Source organism: Paracoccus yibinensis (assembly GCF_030846195.1).
GTDB lineage: Bacteria > Pseudomonadota > Alphaproteobacteria > Rhodobacterales > Rhodobacteraceae > Paracoccus > Paracoccus yibinensis.
In genome coordinates this window covers 81,904-96,467 of sequence record NZ_JAVCWH010000004.1, presented here as the reverse complement: position 1 = coordinate 96,467, position 14,564 = coordinate 81,904, and the positions used below count along the sequence as shown (strand labels likewise).

At 67.2% G+C, this 14,564-nt stretch carries 13 protein-coding genes; 7 read left to right on the top strand and 6 right to left on the bottom strand.

The window, feature by feature from the left end; genetic code table 11:
- The first annotated feature begins 18 nt into the window (after nucleotides 1-18).
- Nucleotides 19-711 (top strand): metal-dependent hydrolase, encoded by a 693-nt coding sequence (locus RAH32_RS10690; protein ID WP_306607929.1) that lies wholly within the window; start codon nucleotides 19-21, stop codon nucleotides 709-711.
- Entirely contained in the window at nucleotides 708-2,522 is a 1,815-nt protein-coding gene (locus RAH32_RS10685) for an aminopeptidase P family protein (protein ID WP_306607928.1), read from the top strand. The genes RAH32_RS10690 and RAH32_RS10685 overlap by 4 nt, the downstream gene beginning before the upstream one ends.
- Nucleotides 2,523-2,579: 57 nt before the next feature.
- Here the strand turns inward: RAH32_RS10685 and RAH32_RS10680 are convergent, their stop codons facing one another.
- The 3 genes from RAH32_RS10680 to gltX all read right to left on the bottom strand — a co-directional run bounded on the left by RAH32_RS10680 (nucleotide 2,580) and on the right by gltX (nucleotide 6,095).
- A complete protein-coding gene (locus RAH32_RS10680; RefSeq protein WP_306607926.1) occupies nucleotides 2,580-3,230 on the bottom strand; it encodes an SDR family NAD(P)-dependent oxidoreductase in 651 nt (216 codons plus the stop codon).
- An 88-nt stretch (nucleotides 3,231-3,318) separates the two neighbouring features.
- Entirely contained in the window at nucleotides 3,319-4,611 is a 1,293-nt protein-coding gene (gene gltA, locus RAH32_RS10675; protein WP_306607924.1) for a citrate synthase, read from the bottom strand.
- A 77-nt stretch (nucleotides 4,612-4,688) separates the two neighbouring features.
- On the bottom strand, nucleotides 4,689-6,095 hold the full coding sequence (gene gltX, locus RAH32_RS10670; RefSeq protein ID WP_306607922.1) for a glutamate--tRNA ligase: 1,407 nt from the start codon (nucleotides 6,093-6,095) through the stop codon (nucleotides 4,689-4,691).
- Between the two features lie 98 nt (nucleotides 6,096-6,193).
- Here gltX and RAH32_RS10665 point away from each other — a divergent pair, with 98 nt between their 5' ends.
- Nucleotides 6,194-8,359 carry a ComEC/Rec2 family competence protein gene (locus tag RAH32_RS10665; RefSeq protein WP_306607920.1) on the top strand — a complete coding sequence of 722 codons (2,166 nt, stop codon included), beginning with the start codon at nucleotides 6,194-6,196 and terminating at the stop codon, nucleotides 8,357-8,359.
- Between the two features lie 6 nt (nucleotides 8,360-8,365).
- Here the strand turns inward: RAH32_RS10665 and RAH32_RS10660 are convergent, their stop codons facing one another.
- The 3 genes from RAH32_RS10660 to smpB are packed head-to-tail and all read right to left on the bottom strand — an operon-like array spanning nucleotide 8,366 to nucleotide 10,933.
- Nucleotides 8,366-9,547: an amino acid aminotransferase gene (locus tag RAH32_RS10660; RefSeq protein ID WP_306607918.1), complete on the bottom strand. Its 1,182-nt coding sequence runs from the start codon at nucleotides 9,545-9,547 to the stop codon at nucleotides 8,366-8,368.
- On the bottom strand, nucleotides 9,548-10,402 hold the full coding sequence (sseA, locus tag RAH32_RS10655) for a 3-mercaptopyruvate sulfurtransferase (RefSeq protein ID WP_306607916.1): 855 nt from the start codon (nucleotides 10,400-10,402) through the stop codon (nucleotides 9,548-9,550).
- A gap of 60 nt (nucleotides 10,403-10,462) precedes the next feature.
- Nucleotides 10,463-10,933: an SsrA-binding protein SmpB gene (gene smpB, locus RAH32_RS10650; RefSeq protein WP_306607914.1), complete on the bottom strand. Its 471-nt coding sequence runs from the start codon at nucleotides 10,931-10,933 to the stop codon at nucleotides 10,463-10,465.
- Nucleotides 10,934-11,027: 94 nt separating this feature from the next.
- On the opposite strand from smpB, the gene RAH32_RS10645 reads away from it, so the two are divergent.
- The 4 genes from RAH32_RS10645 to RAH32_RS10630 all read left to right on the top strand — a co-directional run bounded on the left by RAH32_RS10645 (nucleotide 11,028) and on the right by RAH32_RS10630 (nucleotide 14,517).
- Nucleotides 11,028-11,465 carry an ion channel gene (locus tag RAH32_RS10645; RefSeq protein ID WP_306607912.1) on the top strand — a complete coding sequence of 146 codons (438 nt, stop codon included), beginning with the start codon at nucleotides 11,028-11,030 and terminating at the stop codon, nucleotides 11,463-11,465.
- A 3-nt stretch (nucleotides 11,466-11,468) separates the two neighbouring features.
- Nucleotides 11,469-12,458 carry a P1 family peptidase gene (locus RAH32_RS10640; RefSeq protein ID WP_306607910.1) on the top strand — a complete coding sequence of 330 codons (990 nt, stop codon included), beginning with the start codon at nucleotides 11,469-11,471 and terminating at the stop codon, nucleotides 12,456-12,458.
- A gap of 217 nt (nucleotides 12,459-12,675) precedes the next feature.
- The gene (locus tag RAH32_RS10635) at nucleotides 12,676-14,148 is read left to right on the top strand and encodes an NAD-dependent succinate-semialdehyde dehydrogenase (protein WP_306607908.1); all 1,473 of its coding nucleotides are present in this window, start codon (nucleotides 12,676-12,678) and stop codon (nucleotides 14,146-14,148) included.
- A 111-nt stretch (nucleotides 14,149-14,259) separates the two neighbouring features.
- The gene (locus RAH32_RS10630) at nucleotides 14,260-14,517 is read left to right on the top strand and encodes a GlsB/YeaQ/YmgE family stress response membrane protein (RefSeq protein ID WP_306607906.1); all 258 of its coding nucleotides are present in this window, start codon (nucleotides 14,260-14,262) and stop codon (nucleotides 14,515-14,517) included.
- The last annotated feature ends 47 nt before the right edge of the window (nucleotides 14,518-14,564 follow it).

Here is a 14,564-nt window from a genome sequence, read left to right as displayed (position 1 = left end):
TTGGCAAAGGGGAACGCGATGCAACTGACCTGGCTTGGACATTCCGGCTTTCGCCTGGAAATCGAGAATGCCGTGATCCTGATCGACCCCTGGATTTCCGGCAACCCGGTCTTCCCGGAAGACCGGCGGGCCGAGGCGATCCAGGGTGCGACCCATATCCTTCTGACCCATGGCCATGGCGATCATTCCGGTGACACGTTGGCCATCGCCAAGGAGCTGAAGATCCCCGTGGCGGGGATCTATGACCTGGTCAGCAGCTGGTCCACGCATCACGACATCGAGGGGATCGGGTTCAACAAGGGCGGCACGGTCGATCTGGGTGGAGCGAAAGTGACGATGGTGAACGCCAGCCATTCCAGTTCGTTGAACGGCGCCGACGGGCCGATCTATGCCGGCCATGAATCGGGCTACATGGTCGCGGGCGAGGGGCACGTGATCTATGTCTCGGGCGATACGGACATCATGGCCGACATGGCCTGGATGGGCGAATACCACCAGCCGGACATCGGCATCCTGTGCGCGGGCGGGCACTTCACCATGGACATGAAGCGCGCGGCCTGGGCGGCCAGGAAGTACTTCGACTTCAAGACGGTAATCCCCTGCCACTACAAGACGTTCCCCTTGTTGGAACAATCCGCCCAGGGGCTGATCGAAGGCTTGCCTGGCGTGCGGGTGATCGAACCCGAGATCATGAAGGCGATCGACCTGTGAGCTTTCAGAAATTCGACGATCCTGCGGGCGATGCGGATCACCCGGTTCGATTGGCGCAGTTGCGCGCGCGGCTTGCGGCGGATGGGGTGGACGGCTTCATCGTGCCCCGTGCGGACGTCCATCAGGGCGAATATGTGGCCGATGCCGATGCGCGGCTGGCCTGGCTTACCGGCTTCACCGGCAGCGCGGGCTTTGCCATCGTCACCGCCGACCGGGCGGGGGTCTTCATCGACGGGCGTTACCGCGTGCAGGTCAAGGCGCAGGTGGATCTGGCGCATTTCACGCCGGTCCCCTGGCCGGAAACCAGGCCATCGGACTGGCTGCGCGACGCCCTGCCCGCAGGCGGGCGCCTGGGCTTCGACCCCTGGCTGCACACCCGCCAGGAAATCGAGACGCTGGAAAAGGCGCTTGCCGACAGCGGCATCGGGTTGATCGCAATGGACCACAATCCGCTGGACGTGATCTGGACCGACCGCCCCGCGCCCCCTGCCGGCCGTGCGCGCGCCCATGACGAGGTCGTGGCAGGCGAGACGGCGGCCGACAAGCGCGCCCGCCTGGCCGCGCAACTGCGCCAGGATGGGCAGGCGGCGGCCCTGCTGACCCTGCCGGATTCGATCTCCTGGCTGCTGAACATCCGGGGCAGCGACCTGCCCAAGAACCCGATCGTGCAGTCCTTCGCGGTCTTGTCAGATGACGGCCATCTGGCGCTGTTCGCTGATCCCGCCAAGTTCGACGATACCTTGCGGGCGCATCTGGGCAATCAGGTCGCGATCCTGCATCCCGAGGGACTGGCCCCGGCGCTGCTGGATCTGGAAGGCCCGGTCCGCATCGACCCGGCAACCGCACCCGAGGCCGCCTTCCGCCTGCTGGAAAGCGCAGGCACCCAGATCGCCCGCGCGTCCGACCCCGCAATCCTGCCCAAGGCGCGCAAGAATGCGGCCGAACTGGACGGGATGCGCGCCGCCCACCTGCGCGACGGGGTGGCGATGGTGCGGCTGCTGGCCTGGCTGGATGCCCAGGATCCGGCCGACCTGACCGAAATCGCCGTGGTCGAGAAATTGGAATCGCTGCGCCGGGATGCAGGCATCACCGATATCAGCTTCGACACGATCTGCGGCGCGGGACCGAACGCCGCCCTTCCCCATTACCGCGTCACCCGCGCCACCGACCGACGACTGGCGGCAGGCGAGGTCCTGCTGATCGATTCCGGCGGCCAGTATCCCGACGGCACCACTGACATCACCCGAACATTGCCGCTGGGCGGCGAACCGCTTCCCGATGCCGTGGCCCCCTATACGGCCGTCCTGCGCGGCATGATCGCGATCAGCCGGGCGCGCTTTCCCCAGGGTGTGTCGGGCGGCCATATTGACGCCCTCGCGCGCCAGTTCCTGTGGTCACATGGCCTCGACTATGACCACGGGACTGGTCACGGGGTCGGCGCGGCGCTGTGCGTCCACGAGGGGCCGGTGCGGATCAGCCGTGTCAGCACCCTGCCTTTGGAAGAAGGCATGATCCTCTCCAACGAGCCGGGCTATTACCGCGAGGGTGCCTTCGGCATCCGTATCGAAAACCTGATCGCCGTCGCCCCTGCCCCGTCCGAAGCCGGCCGCACCCTGTTGGGGTTCGAGACGCTGACCCTTTGCCCCATCGACACCCGCCTGATCGACCTTGCGGCGCTGTCACGGGACGAGGTGGAATGGCTCGACGCCTATCACGCACAGGTCCGCCAAGCGCTGTCACCCCACTTGGACGACGACACGCGCGGCTGGCTCGACGAGGCGACCCGGCCGCTGGGACCTTCTTCTTCATGAAAATATCCCACAGGGGGTCCGTGGGACGTGAAGTCCCCCGGCCGCCGCGGGACGCAATCACAACGCGTTCAGAATCCGCGCTGCCTCATCCCGGCAAGGCGTCAGCGCCCCCCGGTCCTCGCCCGGAAAGAACCGCGCGCGCACGGCGGTCGGCATCGGCGCGGGCTCGGCAATGACCACGCGCGGGCCAACGGATGCGGCCTCGGCCTGCCAGCTTCGCGCCAAGGCAATCTGCCCCGCCTTGGTCGCGCCATAGGCCCCGAAGAACTTCTGCCCCGCGCGGGGATCGTCGAAGAACAGCGCCGTGCCAGCCCGCGCGCGCAGCAGCGGCTCCAGCAGCGCGATCAGCCCGCGCGTCACGTCCATGTTAACCAGCACCGATTTCGCCCAGTCCTTGCCGTCGACATGCGGCGCGGGCGCCAGGGGGGCGGCGTGGATCGCGCAATGCGCCCACAGGTCCAGCCCGCCCCAGCGGCCCAGCACGGCTTGGGCCAGTTGCTGCATCGCAGGCGCCTCGGCCACGTCCATGGGTGCAAGCGTCGCGCTGCCGCCCGCGCGGCGGATGCGATCATCCAGTTCCTCGAGCGCGCCGACGGTCCGGGCCACCGCCAGGACGTGATGGCCGCGCAAGGCCAGTTCCTCGGCCAGGGCTGCGCCAAGTCCGCGCGAAGCGCCTGTCACCAATGCGATTTTCTGTGTCTCTGTCATGGCTGCCCCCTTGCCACCGGCCCGTCGCCTTCGCAAGGCCCGCCATGCAAAGAGGCCCCCGAAGGGGCCTCTGATAGCCTGCGACCGATCAGCGCGCGCCGACCTCGACGTAATCGCGCTTGCCCTCGCCCACATACAACTGGCGCGGACGGCCGATCTTGGCCTGCGGATCACCGATCATTTCCTTCCACTGCGCGATCCAGCCCACCGTGCGCGACAGCGCGAAGATCGGCGTGAACATCGAGGTGGGGAAGCCCATCGCCTCCAGGATGATGCCCGAGTAGAAATCGACGTTGGGATACAGCTTCTTGGAAACGAAATACTCGTCCTCCAGCGCGATCTTCTCCAGCTCCTTGGCGACCTGAAGCGTCGGGTTGTCGTGGATGCCCAGCAGATCCAGAACCTCATCCGCCGATTCCTTCATGACCTTCGCGCGCGGGTCGAAGTTCTTGTAGACCCGATGGCCAAAGCCCATCAGGCGGAACGGATCGTCCTTGTCCTTGGCGCGGGCGATGTATTCCGGGATGCGGTCCACGGTGCCGATCTCGCGCAGCATCTCCAGGCAGGCCTGGTTGGCGCCGCCATGGGCCGGACCCCACAGGCAGGCGATGCCCGCCGCGATGCAGGCAAAGGGATTGGCCCCCGACGACCCTGCCAGACGCACGGTCGAGGTCGAGGCGTTCTGTTCATGATCCGCGTGCAGGGTGAAGATGCGGTCCATGGCCCGGGCAAGCGCCGGGTCCACCACATATTTCTCGGCCGGGACCGAGAAGCACATGTGCAGGAAGTTGCTGGCGTAATCCAGTTCGTTCTGCGGATAGACGAAAGGCTGACCGATCGAATACTTGTAGGCCATGGCCGCGATCGTCGGCATCTTGGCGATCAGGCGGATCGCCGCGACCTCGCGCTGCCACGGATCGTTGATGTCGGTCGAATCGTGATAAAAGGCCGACATCGCGCCGATCACGCCCACCATGGTCGCCATGGGATGCGCGTCGCGGCGGAAGCCCCGGAAGAAGTTGTGCATCTGTTCATGCACCATGGTGTGACGGGTCACGCGACGCTCGAAATCCTCCATCTGCGTGGCCGTGGGCAGGTTGCCGTAAAGCAGCAGGTAGCAGACCTCCAGATAATGCGACTGCGCCGCCAGTTGCTCGATCGGATAGCCGCGATACCACAGCTCGCCCTTGTCGCCGTCGATGAAGGTGATGGTCGAATCGCAGCTTGCGGTCGAGGTGAAGCCGGGATCGTAGGTGAAGACATCCGCCTGCCCGTACAGCTTGCGGATGTCCAGAACATCCGGTCCCTGCGTGGGGCGAAGGATCGGAAGCTCGTATTCGGAGTCGTTGATCTTGAGTGTGGCGTTCGTGGCGTCGGCCATCCAAGGCGTCCTTTCCGGCTGGGCCGGGCCGACCTTCGATTGAACGGGGGACGACCCTGGCATGTAAGGGCAGGCCTTCAGCCTGCCAAATCCGTCTGGTCCTGCAACCGGGCCAGCGATTCCTCGCGGCCTAGCGCCGTCATCATGTCAAACACACTGGGGGTCGTCGTGCAGCCAGCCAAGGCGGCCCGCAAGGGCGCCGCAAGCTTGCCCAGGCCCACGCCGTTCTCCTCGGCAACCTGCTTGGCCGCCTGCTCCAGTTCGTCTCGGGTCCAGCTAGCATGCTGCACTGCGGCAGTCAACGCGGACAGCATACCACGGGATACCGAATCCAGAGACTTTGATGCTTTTTCGTCCGGTTCCACGGGACGCTCGACCAGCGCGAAGCGGGCCTGGTCCAGCAACTGCGGCAGAGTCCTGGCCTTTTCCTTCAAGGCCGGCAGCGCCGCCGTGATCCGGTCCCGCTGTTGCCGCGTCAAGGGCACGGCATCCGTGTCGGCCAGGAACTGGTCCAGGACCGCCAGCAGGTCGGCATCCTCCATGGTGCCGATATGATGGCCGCTGACATGTTCCAGCTTCTTGAAGTCCAGCCGCGCGGGCGCCCGGCCGATGCCGGACAGGTCGAACCATTCCCGCGCTTGGGCGTCGTCGAACAGCTCGTCGTCGCCATGGCTCCAGCCAAGCCGCGCCAGATAGTTGCGCATGGCCGCCGGGGGATAGCCCATTGCCGCAAATTCGTGCAGCCCCACGGCGCCGTGGCGTTTGGACAGCTTCTTGCCATCCTCGCCATGGATCAGCGGGATATGGGCAAAGACCGGGCGCGGCCAGCCCATGGCATCGAAGATCTGCACCTGACGGAAGGTGTTGGTCAGGTGGTCGTCGCCCCGGATCACATGGGTCACGCCCATGTCGTGGTCGTCCACCACCACCGCCAGCATATAGGTGGGCGTGCCGTCCGACCGCAGGATGATCATGTCGTCCAACTGGTCGTTCGCCACGCGCACCTGCCCCTGCACGGCATCGTCGATCACCGTCTCGCCGTCGCGCGGGGCGCGCAGGCGGATCGCATAGGGGGCATCAGGCAGGTCGGTCGCGTCGCGCCAGGGGCTTTGGAACGGCTGGCGGGGATTCGCCTCGCGCCAAGCTGCAATTTCTTCGGGGGTGGAAAAGCACTTGTAGGCCGTGCCCGCTGCCAGCATCTCGCGCGCGACTTCGGCATGGCGATCCTTGCGCGCGATCTGGCTGATCGGGTCACCGTCCCAGTCGAGGCCCAGCCACGTCAGTCCTTTCAGGATCGCCTCGGTCGCCTCGGGCGTGGACCGGGCGCGGTCGGTATCCTCGATCCGCAGCAGGAACTTGCCGCCTCGGCCCCGCGCGTAAAGCCAGTTGAACAGCGCCGTGCGCGCCCCGCCGATATGCAGATAGCCGGTCGGCGAGGGGGCAAAGCGGGTGACGACAGGGCGATCTGCAGGTGTGTCGGACATGGCGGCCTCCTCGGGGTCGATGCGGGCATTAACGCTTTGGTAAGCTGTCCATGCCATCGTTGGCGCAGGAATAGAGAAGCCGGTGCGAAAGGACAAGAATGGCCGCCCAGGGCGACATGACGGCGCTGCCGGGCTTTTCGGGGGCGCGGGCTGCCCCCCGCCATGTCACGGCGCCGCCCGCCCGGATGTCGGCCACGCTGCGGGCCGGGTTGTTCGCCTGGGTTCCGGTCTGCCTGGCCGGCGGGATCGCGCTGTGGTTCGCCCTGCCGGTCGCACCCGGCCGCAGGACATGGATCACGCTGGCACTTCTGGCTGCCTTGGCATTTGCCGTGGGACGGCTGGCCCTGCCCTGGGCCGAGCGGGGGCGCATCGGCTGGGCCTTGGCCGATGGGCTGCGGATCGGGACTGCGGCGGCGCTGCTGGTGATCGCGGGCTTCGGTCTGATCGGGCTGCGGTCGGCCATGGTCGCCGCCCCCATCATGGAATGGCGCTATTACGGCCCGGTCGAGGGGCGGCTGGTCGAGATCGACCGTTCCGCCCGCGACCGGATTCGCATCACCCTGGACCAGGTGGTGCTGCGCGATACCGGACGCGACCGCACTCCCGACAAGGTTCGGCTGTCGCTGATGGACCAGACGGACCCCCTGCCGCCCCTGGGGCAGCGGGTGATGCTGACAGGCCATCTTGGCCCGCCGCCCGCCCCGGCATCTCCCGGCAGCTTCGATTTCCGCTGGCTGGCCTGGTTCGAAGGCCTGGGCGCCGTCGGTTACACCCGCACCCCCATCCTGACAGTGGAGCCGGCCGAGGGGGGCCTCTGGGCCATGCACCGCGCGCGCATGGCGATCAGCCGGGCGCTTCAGGACGGAATCGGCGGGCAGGAAGGCGCAGTGGCCTCGGCTCTGATGACCGGCGACCGTTCGGGGATCGAGGAAGCCACGAACGAGGTCATGCGGGCCTCGAACCTTTACCACATCATCTCGATTTCCGGCCTGCACATGTCGATGCTGGCAGGCTTCGTCTATACCGCCCTGCGCATGGCCCTGGTGCTGGCGCAGGGCTTGGGCGCCCCCTTGCCGCAGGCCGTCCACAAGATCGCGGCGCTTGGCGCGCTGCTGGCGTCAGCCGCCTATCTGTGGCTGTCGGGCGGAGGCGTCGCCACGGAACGCGCCTTTGTCATGGTGGCGGTGATGCTGCTGGCGATCATGGCCGACCGGCGCGCGATTTCGCTGCGCACCATTGCCTTGGCCGCGACCATTATCCTGATCTACTCGCCCGAGGCCGTGACCCATCCCGGCTTCCAGATGAGCTTTGCGGCAACCGTCGCGCTGATCCTGTCCGCCGGGCCATGGTCGCGCATCGCCCCGCACCTGCCCTTCTGGCTTCGGCCCGTGGCGATGCTGCTGGTGTCCTCGCTGGTGGCGTCCATCGCGACCTCGCCCCTGGCGGCAGCGCATTTCAACCGGATGGCGCAGTATGGCCTGCTCGCGAACCTGCTGGCCGTGCCGGTCATGGGCGCCCTGGTGATGCCCGCTGGCGTAATCGGCGCGCTGCTGGCGCCGGTCGGGCTGGCAGGTCCGGCGCTGTGGGTCATGGGTCTGGGCACCCGCTGGATGCTGCGGGTTGCGGAATATGTGGCGGGTCTGGGCGGCGCGGTGGTGGCGCTGCCCCTGCCGCCCGCGCCGGTGATCCCGCTGATGTGCTTTGGCGCGACGCTGGCTGTGCTGTGCTGGCGCGGGGGCATCAGTACGCGGCGCGCCAGCCTGCCGGGCGCGGGTCTTCTGGCGGGGCTGGCGATGCTGGCGGCATCCGGGGCGATCTGGCTGACCGCCAGCCGCCCCCTGCTGCTGGTCGCACCGGAAGGCGAGGCGGTCGGGTTGATGACGGCGCAGGGCCGAGCCGTGTCGAAGCCTTCCGGCGGGGCCTTCATCGTCAGCACCTGGCTGCAAGAGGACGGCGACACCGCCATGCAAGAGGCGTCGGCCTCCCGCCCCGCCTGGCGGGGCGACAAGCGCGACCGGATGGCCGCGCTGCCGCAAGGCTGGCAGGTCTGGCATTTCACCGGCAAGGGGGCCGAAACACGCGCCCCCGCCGCCTGCCAGCCGAACCGCATCGTCGTGGTGTCGGCAAAGATGCCGCAAGGCGAATGGCCCTGCGTGATGCTGGACCAGAGGCGGCTGCGGCGGACCGGGGCCATGGCCATCGATTTCGACGACAACGGCCCCGTGCTGCGCGGCGTCAACGACCTGCGCCGCGATCCGGGCTGACGCGGGTCAGACGCCTGCGTCGATGATCGCGCGGGCCAGGACCGGCACCGTGTGCTGGTTCAGCCCGGCGATGTTCAGCCGCGAATCGCCCACCATGTAGATCGCCGCGTCGGACTTCAGCTTGGCCACCTGCTCGGGCGTGGCTCCCAGCCGGGAGAACATGCCGCGATGCTGGCCAATGAAGTCGAAGCGATCGCTGCCCGAGAGATCCCGCAGTTCGGACGCCAGCTGCGACCGCAGGCCCAGCATGGTGTTGCGAACCTCCTCAAGCTCGGCGGCCCAGTCGGCGCGCAGCGCGTCATCGGTCAGGACGGTGCTGACGATCCGTGCGCCGTGATCGGGCGGGAAGGAGTAGGTCTGGCGGTTCAGGAAGGCCATGCCCCCCTGCGACAGATCGCGCGCGGCGGTGTTTTCCGCCAGGGCGAACAGGATGCCGGTGCGTTCGCGATAGATGCCGAAGTTCTTGGAGCAGGAGGCCGCGATCAGCACCTCGGGCAGGCGAGCGGCGATCATGCGGGTGGCGGCGGCGTCCTCCTCCAGCCCGTCGCCGAAACCCTGGTAGGCCAGGTCGATCAGCGGGATCGCGCCGGATTTTTCCAGGATCCCTGCCACCTCCTCCCACTGGTCCATGGTCAGGTTCGCGCCGGTCGGGTTGTGACAGCAGCCGTGCAGCAGCACCAGGTCGCCCTTGCCCGCCTTGGCGATGTCTTCCTTCAGCCCGTCGAAATCGACGCCACGGGTCTCTGCGTCGAAATAGCGGTATTCGACGAAGGGCAGGCCCATGAACTTCATGATCGACAGGTGGTTCGGCCATGTCGGGTTCGAGACATAGACCGTCAGCCCCGGATTTGCCAAACGCGCCAATTCCAGCGCCTGCCGGATCGCGCCCGTGCCGCCGACCGTCGCCAAGGACGCCAGCCGGTCAGACGGCACGTCCTTCAGCACCATCCGCGCCATGGCGTCGCGATAGTCGGCCTCTCCGGCCAGGCCGGTATAGGCCTTGGTCGTCTGGGTCTCCCAGATCCGCCGTTCCGCCGCCTTGACCGCGCGCATGACCGGCGTCACCCCCTGCGGATCCTTGTAGACGCCGACGCCCAGGTCGATCTTGCCCTGCCGGGTATCGGCCTTGAACTCCTCGATCAGCTTCAGGATCGAATCGGGGGCTTGAGGTTGGAGGTTGGACAGCATTCAGGCGTCTCCGGTTGCGATGGGCAGGTCCGGGAAGCTGCCCCATTCGGTCCAGCTTCCGTCGTAAAGCGAGTGGTTGCGGTGCCCGATCCGTTCCAGCGCAAGCGCCAGGACGGCGGCGGTGATGCCGCTGCCGCAACTGGTGATGACAGGCTGCTTCAGATCCACGCCGGCGTTTTCGAACTCGGCCCGCAGGGCGTCGGGCGCCTTCATGGTGCCGTCCTCGTTCAGCAGCCGTCCGAAGGGGACGTTGCGCGCGCCGGGGATGTGGCCGGACCGCAGGCCTGGACGCGGCTCGGGCGCCTCGCCCCGGAAACGTTCGGGCGCGCGGGCATCGACGATCTGATGGTCGGCAAGCTTGCTGGCCAGGGCCACCTGGGTCACGTCGCGGACCAGTCCGGCCTGGCGCTGCACGGTGATGTGACGGTCGCGCAGGACCGGGGCCATGTCCTCGACCGGGCGGCCCTCGGCCTGCCATTTGGCGAAGCCGCCGTCCAGCACCGCCACGTCTGTCTTGCCCATCAGGCGGAAGGTCCACCAGACCCGCGCCGCGCTGCGCAGGTCGGAATTGTCGTAGACCACGACCTGGTGCCCGTCGCCCACGCCCATCGCCCGCATCCGGGATATGAACATCTCGACCGGCGGGGCCATGTGCGGCAGGGCGCTGCGCTTGTCGCTGATCGCGTCGATGTCGAAGAAGCGCGCGCCAGGGATATGGGCGGCCTCGTATTCCGCACGGGCATCGCGGCCCGTGGCGGGCATGTGCCAGCTTGCATCCAGGATGCGCAGGTCGGGATCGTTCAGGTGGGCCGCCAGCCAGTCGGTCGAGACCAGCGTTTTCGGATCGTCCTGCATGGCCCCCTCCCGTCCCGGTGCGGGCCTGATCTACAGGGGGCAGGTTCCCCTTGCAATGGCCTAACCCTGCTTCAGCAGCCGCTGCTTCTGGCGGTTCCAGTCGCGCTTGGCGCTTGTCTCGCGCTTGTCGGCGACCTTCTTGCCCTTGGCCACGCCGATCTTCAGCTTCACGATGCCGCGGTGATTGAAATACATCACCAGCGGGACCAGCGTCATCCCCTCGCGCCCCACGGCCTGCCACAGCCGCGCCAGTTCCTTGCGGCTGACCAGCAGCTTGCGGCGGCGCCGTTCCTCGTGGCCGAAGACCCCCGCCTGCTTGTAGGCGGCGATATAGCCGTTGATCAGCCAAAGCTCTCCATCCTCGACCGAGGCATAGCTTTCGGCGATGTTGGACTGGCCGGTGCGCAGAGACTTCACCTCGGACCCGGTCAGGACGATGCCGACCTCGAGGTCGCTTTCGATGAAGTAATCGAAGCGCGCCCGCCGGTTTTCGGCGATGATCTTGTAGTTCTTGTCGGGATCGGTGGCCATGAGGCTGTCAGATAGGCGTGCTGCGGCAGTCTGTAAAGATGCGCGTTGCGCGCGGGCCCCGGCGGGATTAGCCCTTGCAGCAAGGGAGGCCGCCATGCTGGGACAGATCGCGTTCGGATCCGCCTTGATGCTGGTCAGCATTGGCATCGCGGGCTTGTGGATCTGGCTGCTGGAGACGGCTTTCGCCCGCTGGGAAGGATGGCTGGTGCAGGCCCCGCACCGGCCCAAGCTGATCCTGATCGTGCTGGCCTCCAGCCTGGCGGTGCTGGCGATGGTGACGATGTCGGTCTGGCTTTGGGCCGGAGCATTCCACCTGCTGCGCATCTTCGCCGATTTCGAGGAGGCGATGTATTTCACCCTCGTGACCTTCACGACGCTGGGTTACGGCGACGTGCTGATGCCCGAGGAATGGCGCATCCTGGGGGGCCTGGCCGCCGCCAACGGGCTGCTGAGCTTTGGCCTGATGACCGCGCTGATGGTGGAATCCTTGCGCCATGTCCGCGTGCGCCAGATCGCCTTCACGAAGGGATAGCGCATGAAACCGGGGACCCGGAACCGGATCACCGACATCCCTGGCCTGCGGGTCGGGAACGCCGCCGACCCGCATCTGAAATCGGGTGTCACGGTGCTGACGGCGGACGCGCCCTTCGCGGCGGCGGTTCATGTCATGGGCGGCGCGCCCGGCACGCGGGAAACCGATCTGCTGGCCCCTGACAAGCTGGTGGCCTGCGTCGATGGGCTGGTGCTGTCGGGCGGGTCGGCCTTTGGCCTTGCGGCCTGCGACGGGGTGATGGCGGGCCTGCGCGCGATGGGGCGGGGCTTTCCCGTAGGCCCCGTGCGGGTGCCGATCGTGCCGGGGGCGATCGTCTTCGACCTGCTGAACGGCGGGGACAAGGGGTGGTCCGACAACCCCTATCCGGCGCTTGGGCGCGCGGCCTTCGATGCCGCCGCCGCCGATTTTGCCCTGGGCACGGCGGGCGCGGGGACCGGGGCCATGACGGGGACTCTGAAAGGCGGGCTCGGCTCGGCGTCAGCGGTGCTGGAGAACGGGCTGACGGTCGGTGCCTTGGTCGCGGTCAATGCGCTTGGGCAGGCGACGGTGGGCAAGACGCAGCAGTTCTGGGCCGCCCCCTGGGAACTGGGGGCCGAGTTCGGTGGCCTTGGCCTGCCCGCCAGCTTCCCCGCCACCCATGAACCCGCGCCCGCCAAGCGGTTGGGCGAGGCCACGACCATCGCCATCGTCGCCACCAACGCAGCCCTGGACAAACCGGCGCTGCAACGCATGGCCGTCGCCGCCCATGACGGCATGTCCCGCGCCCTGGTGCCCAGCCACACACCATTCGACGGGGACCTGGTCTTTGCCGTCTCGACCGGCGCCAAGCCACTGGCCGATCCCGTTGCCGATCCCTTCCTGCTGGGGCACGCCGCGGCATCCTGCCTGGCCCGTGCCATAGCCCGCGGCGTCCATGCCGCCAGCCCTGCGCCCGGCGACCTGCAACCCTGCTGGAGCAGTCTTCAGGCATGAAAAAGGGGCGGCGCGCGACCGGCGCACCGCCCCAGATCAGAGAGAGGGTCGCCAAGAGGGAAGGCTTAGCGATACCGGTCCAACGCCGCTGCGCGCATTTGGTTCACGGGTTTCACGCAGGGCGCGACTTTTTTCCGATGCCGCGCATGGCATCGTCGCCGCTTTGACATCCCTCGGCCCGCGTGCTGATCTTGGCCTGACCGATACGGAGCCAGCCATGACCAAGCATTCAACCGATCTGAAAACCCTGCTGCGCGATCCCTCGCTGCTGGAAACCCGCGCCTTTGTCGCCGGCGAATGGGTCGAGGCGCGGGACGGCGCCACCTTCGACGTGACGAACCCGGCCCGCGGCGACGTGATCGCAAGGGTCGCCGACATGGACCGCCAGGACGCCGCCCGCGCCATCGAGGCCGCGGCCGAAGCGATGAAGGGCTGGGCCGCCCGCACCGCCAAGGACCGCGCAGGGGTGATGCGCAAGTGGTTCGACCTGATGATGCAGAACCAGGACGACCTGGCCCGCATCCTGACCGCCGAGATGGGAAAGCCCTTCCCCGAGGCCAAGGGCGAGATCGCCTATGGCGCCAGCTTCGTCGAATGGTTCGGCGAGGAAGCCAAGCGCGTCTATGGCGAAACCATCCCCGGCCACATGCCCGACAAGCGCCTGACCGTGCTGCGCCAACCCATCGGCGTGGTGGGGTCCATTACGCCGTGGAACTTCCCCAACGCCATGATCGCGCGCAAGGTCGCCCCTGCCCTGGCCGTGGGCTGCGGCTTCGTGGCCCGCCCGGCGGCGGAAACCCCGCTGTCCGCCCTGGCCATGGCGGTGCTGGGCGAACGCGCGGGCCTGCCCAAGGGCATCCTGTCGGTCGTCACCTCGTCACGGTCCAGCGACATCGGCAAGGAGTTCTGCGAAAACCCGCTGGTGCGCAAGCTGACCTTCACCGGCTCGACCGAGGTAGGGCGGATCCTTTTGCGCCAGGCCGCCGACCAAGTGATGAAGTGCAGCATGGAACTGGGCGGCAACGCGCCCTTCATCGTCTTCGACGACGCCGACCTGGACGCCGCGGTCGAGGGCGCGATGGCGTCGAAGTTCCGCAACAACGGCCAGACCTGCGTCTGCGCGAACCGGATCTATGTCCAGGCCGGTGTTTATGACGCTTTCGCGCAAAAGCTGGCGGCGGCTGTGGACAAGCTGCGCGTGGGCGACGGGCTGGAAGACGGCGTGACCACCGGCCCCCTGATCAACGAGGATGCGGTCGAGAAGGTCGAGGAACATATCCGCGACGTGCTGGACGGCGGTGGGCAAATCGTCACGGGCGGCGAGCGGATGGAGGGGCTGTTCTTCAAGCCCACCGTCGTCACCGGCGTCACCGACCGCATGAAGGTCGCGACCGAGGAAACCTTCGGCCCCCTGGCGCCCCTGTTCAAGTTCGAGACCGAGGAGGAGGTCGTCCAAAAGGCCAACGACACGATCTTCGGCCTGGCGTCCTATTTCTACGCCCGCGACATCGGTCGCATCACCCGCGTGCAGGAGGCGCTGGAATACGGCATCGTCGGCGTGAACACCGGGATCATCTCGACCGAGGTGGCGCCCTTCGGCGGCGTCAAGCAGTCGGGCCTGGGCCGCGAGGGCAGTCGCCACGGCATCGAGGATTATCTGGAGTTGAAATACATCTGCCTGTCGATCTGACAGACCGCAACGATTTCCGTCGCTTGCGGGAACGCAAGAGGGGCACCGCGCATTGACAGGCGAGGACCCCTTCTTCCGGTTACGCGGGGTCATTGGCAAAAGGGGAAGTGCATGGAAGGTTTTGGCTGGATTATGTCGATCATCCTGGGCGCAATCGCAGGGTGGATCGCCGAAAAGATCATGAAAACCGATACCGGGCTGCTGATGAACATCGTCGTCGGCATCGTCGGCGCGCTGATCGGTAACTTCATCTTCGACGCGCTGATTGGCAGCAGCGCAGGGGGCAGCATCATCGGCCAGCTGATCGTGGCCGTGATCGGCGCCTGCATCCTGATCTGGCTGGTCCGCCTGGTGCGCGGCCGGGCCTGATCCCCGCCTGAACGGAAAAGGGCCGGTGCGCATCGACGCACCGGCCC

What these genes read in the sequence shown, in the direction of transcription:
- RAH32_RS10665 (WP_306607920.1), top strand. Translation starts at nt 6,194, where the DNA reads ATGGCCGCCCAGGGCGACATGACGGCGCTGCCGGGCTTTTCGGGGGCG.
- RAH32_RS10635 (WP_306607908.1), top strand. Translation starts at nt 12,676, where the DNA reads ATGACCAAGCATTCAACCGATCTGAAAACCCTGCTGCGCGATCCCTCG.
- RAH32_RS10645 (WP_306607912.1), top strand. Translation starts at nt 11,028, where the DNA reads ATGCTGGGACAGATCGCGTTCGGATCCGCCTTGATGCTGGTCAGCATT.
- gltX (WP_306607922.1), bottom strand. Translation starts at nt 6,095, where the DNA reads ATGTCCGACACACCTGCAGATCGCCCTGTCGTCACCCGCTTTGCCCCC.
- sseA (WP_306607916.1), bottom strand. Translation starts at nt 10,402, where the DNA reads ATGCAGGACGATCCGAAAACGCTGGTCTCGACCGACTGGCTGGCGGCC.
- RAH32_RS10630 (WP_306607906.1), top strand. Translation starts at nt 14,260, where the DNA reads ATGGAAGGTTTTGGCTGGATTATGTCGATCATCCTGGGCGCAATCGCA.
- gltA (WP_306607924.1), bottom strand. Translation starts at nt 4,611, where the DNA reads ATGGCCGACGCCACGAACGCCACACTCAAGATCAACGACTCCGAATAC.
- RAH32_RS10640 (WP_306607910.1), top strand. Translation starts at nt 11,469, where the DNA reads ATGAAACCGGGGACCCGGAACCGGATCACCGACATCCCTGGCCTGCGG.
- RAH32_RS10690 (WP_306607929.1), top strand. Translation starts at nt 19, where the DNA reads ATGCAACTGACCTGGCTTGGACATTCCGGCTTTCGCCTGGAAATCGAG.
- RAH32_RS10660 (WP_306607918.1), bottom strand. Translation starts at nt 9,547, where the DNA reads ATGCTGTCCAACCTCCAACCTCAAGCCCCCGATTCGATCCTGAAGCTG.
- smpB (WP_306607914.1), bottom strand. Translation starts at nt 10,933, where the DNA reads ATGGCCACCGATCCCGACAAGAACTACAAGATCATCGCCGAAAACCGG.
- RAH32_RS10680 (WP_306607926.1), bottom strand. Translation starts at nt 3,230, where the DNA reads ATGACAGAGACACAGAAAATCGCATTGGTGACAGGCGCTTCGCGCGGA.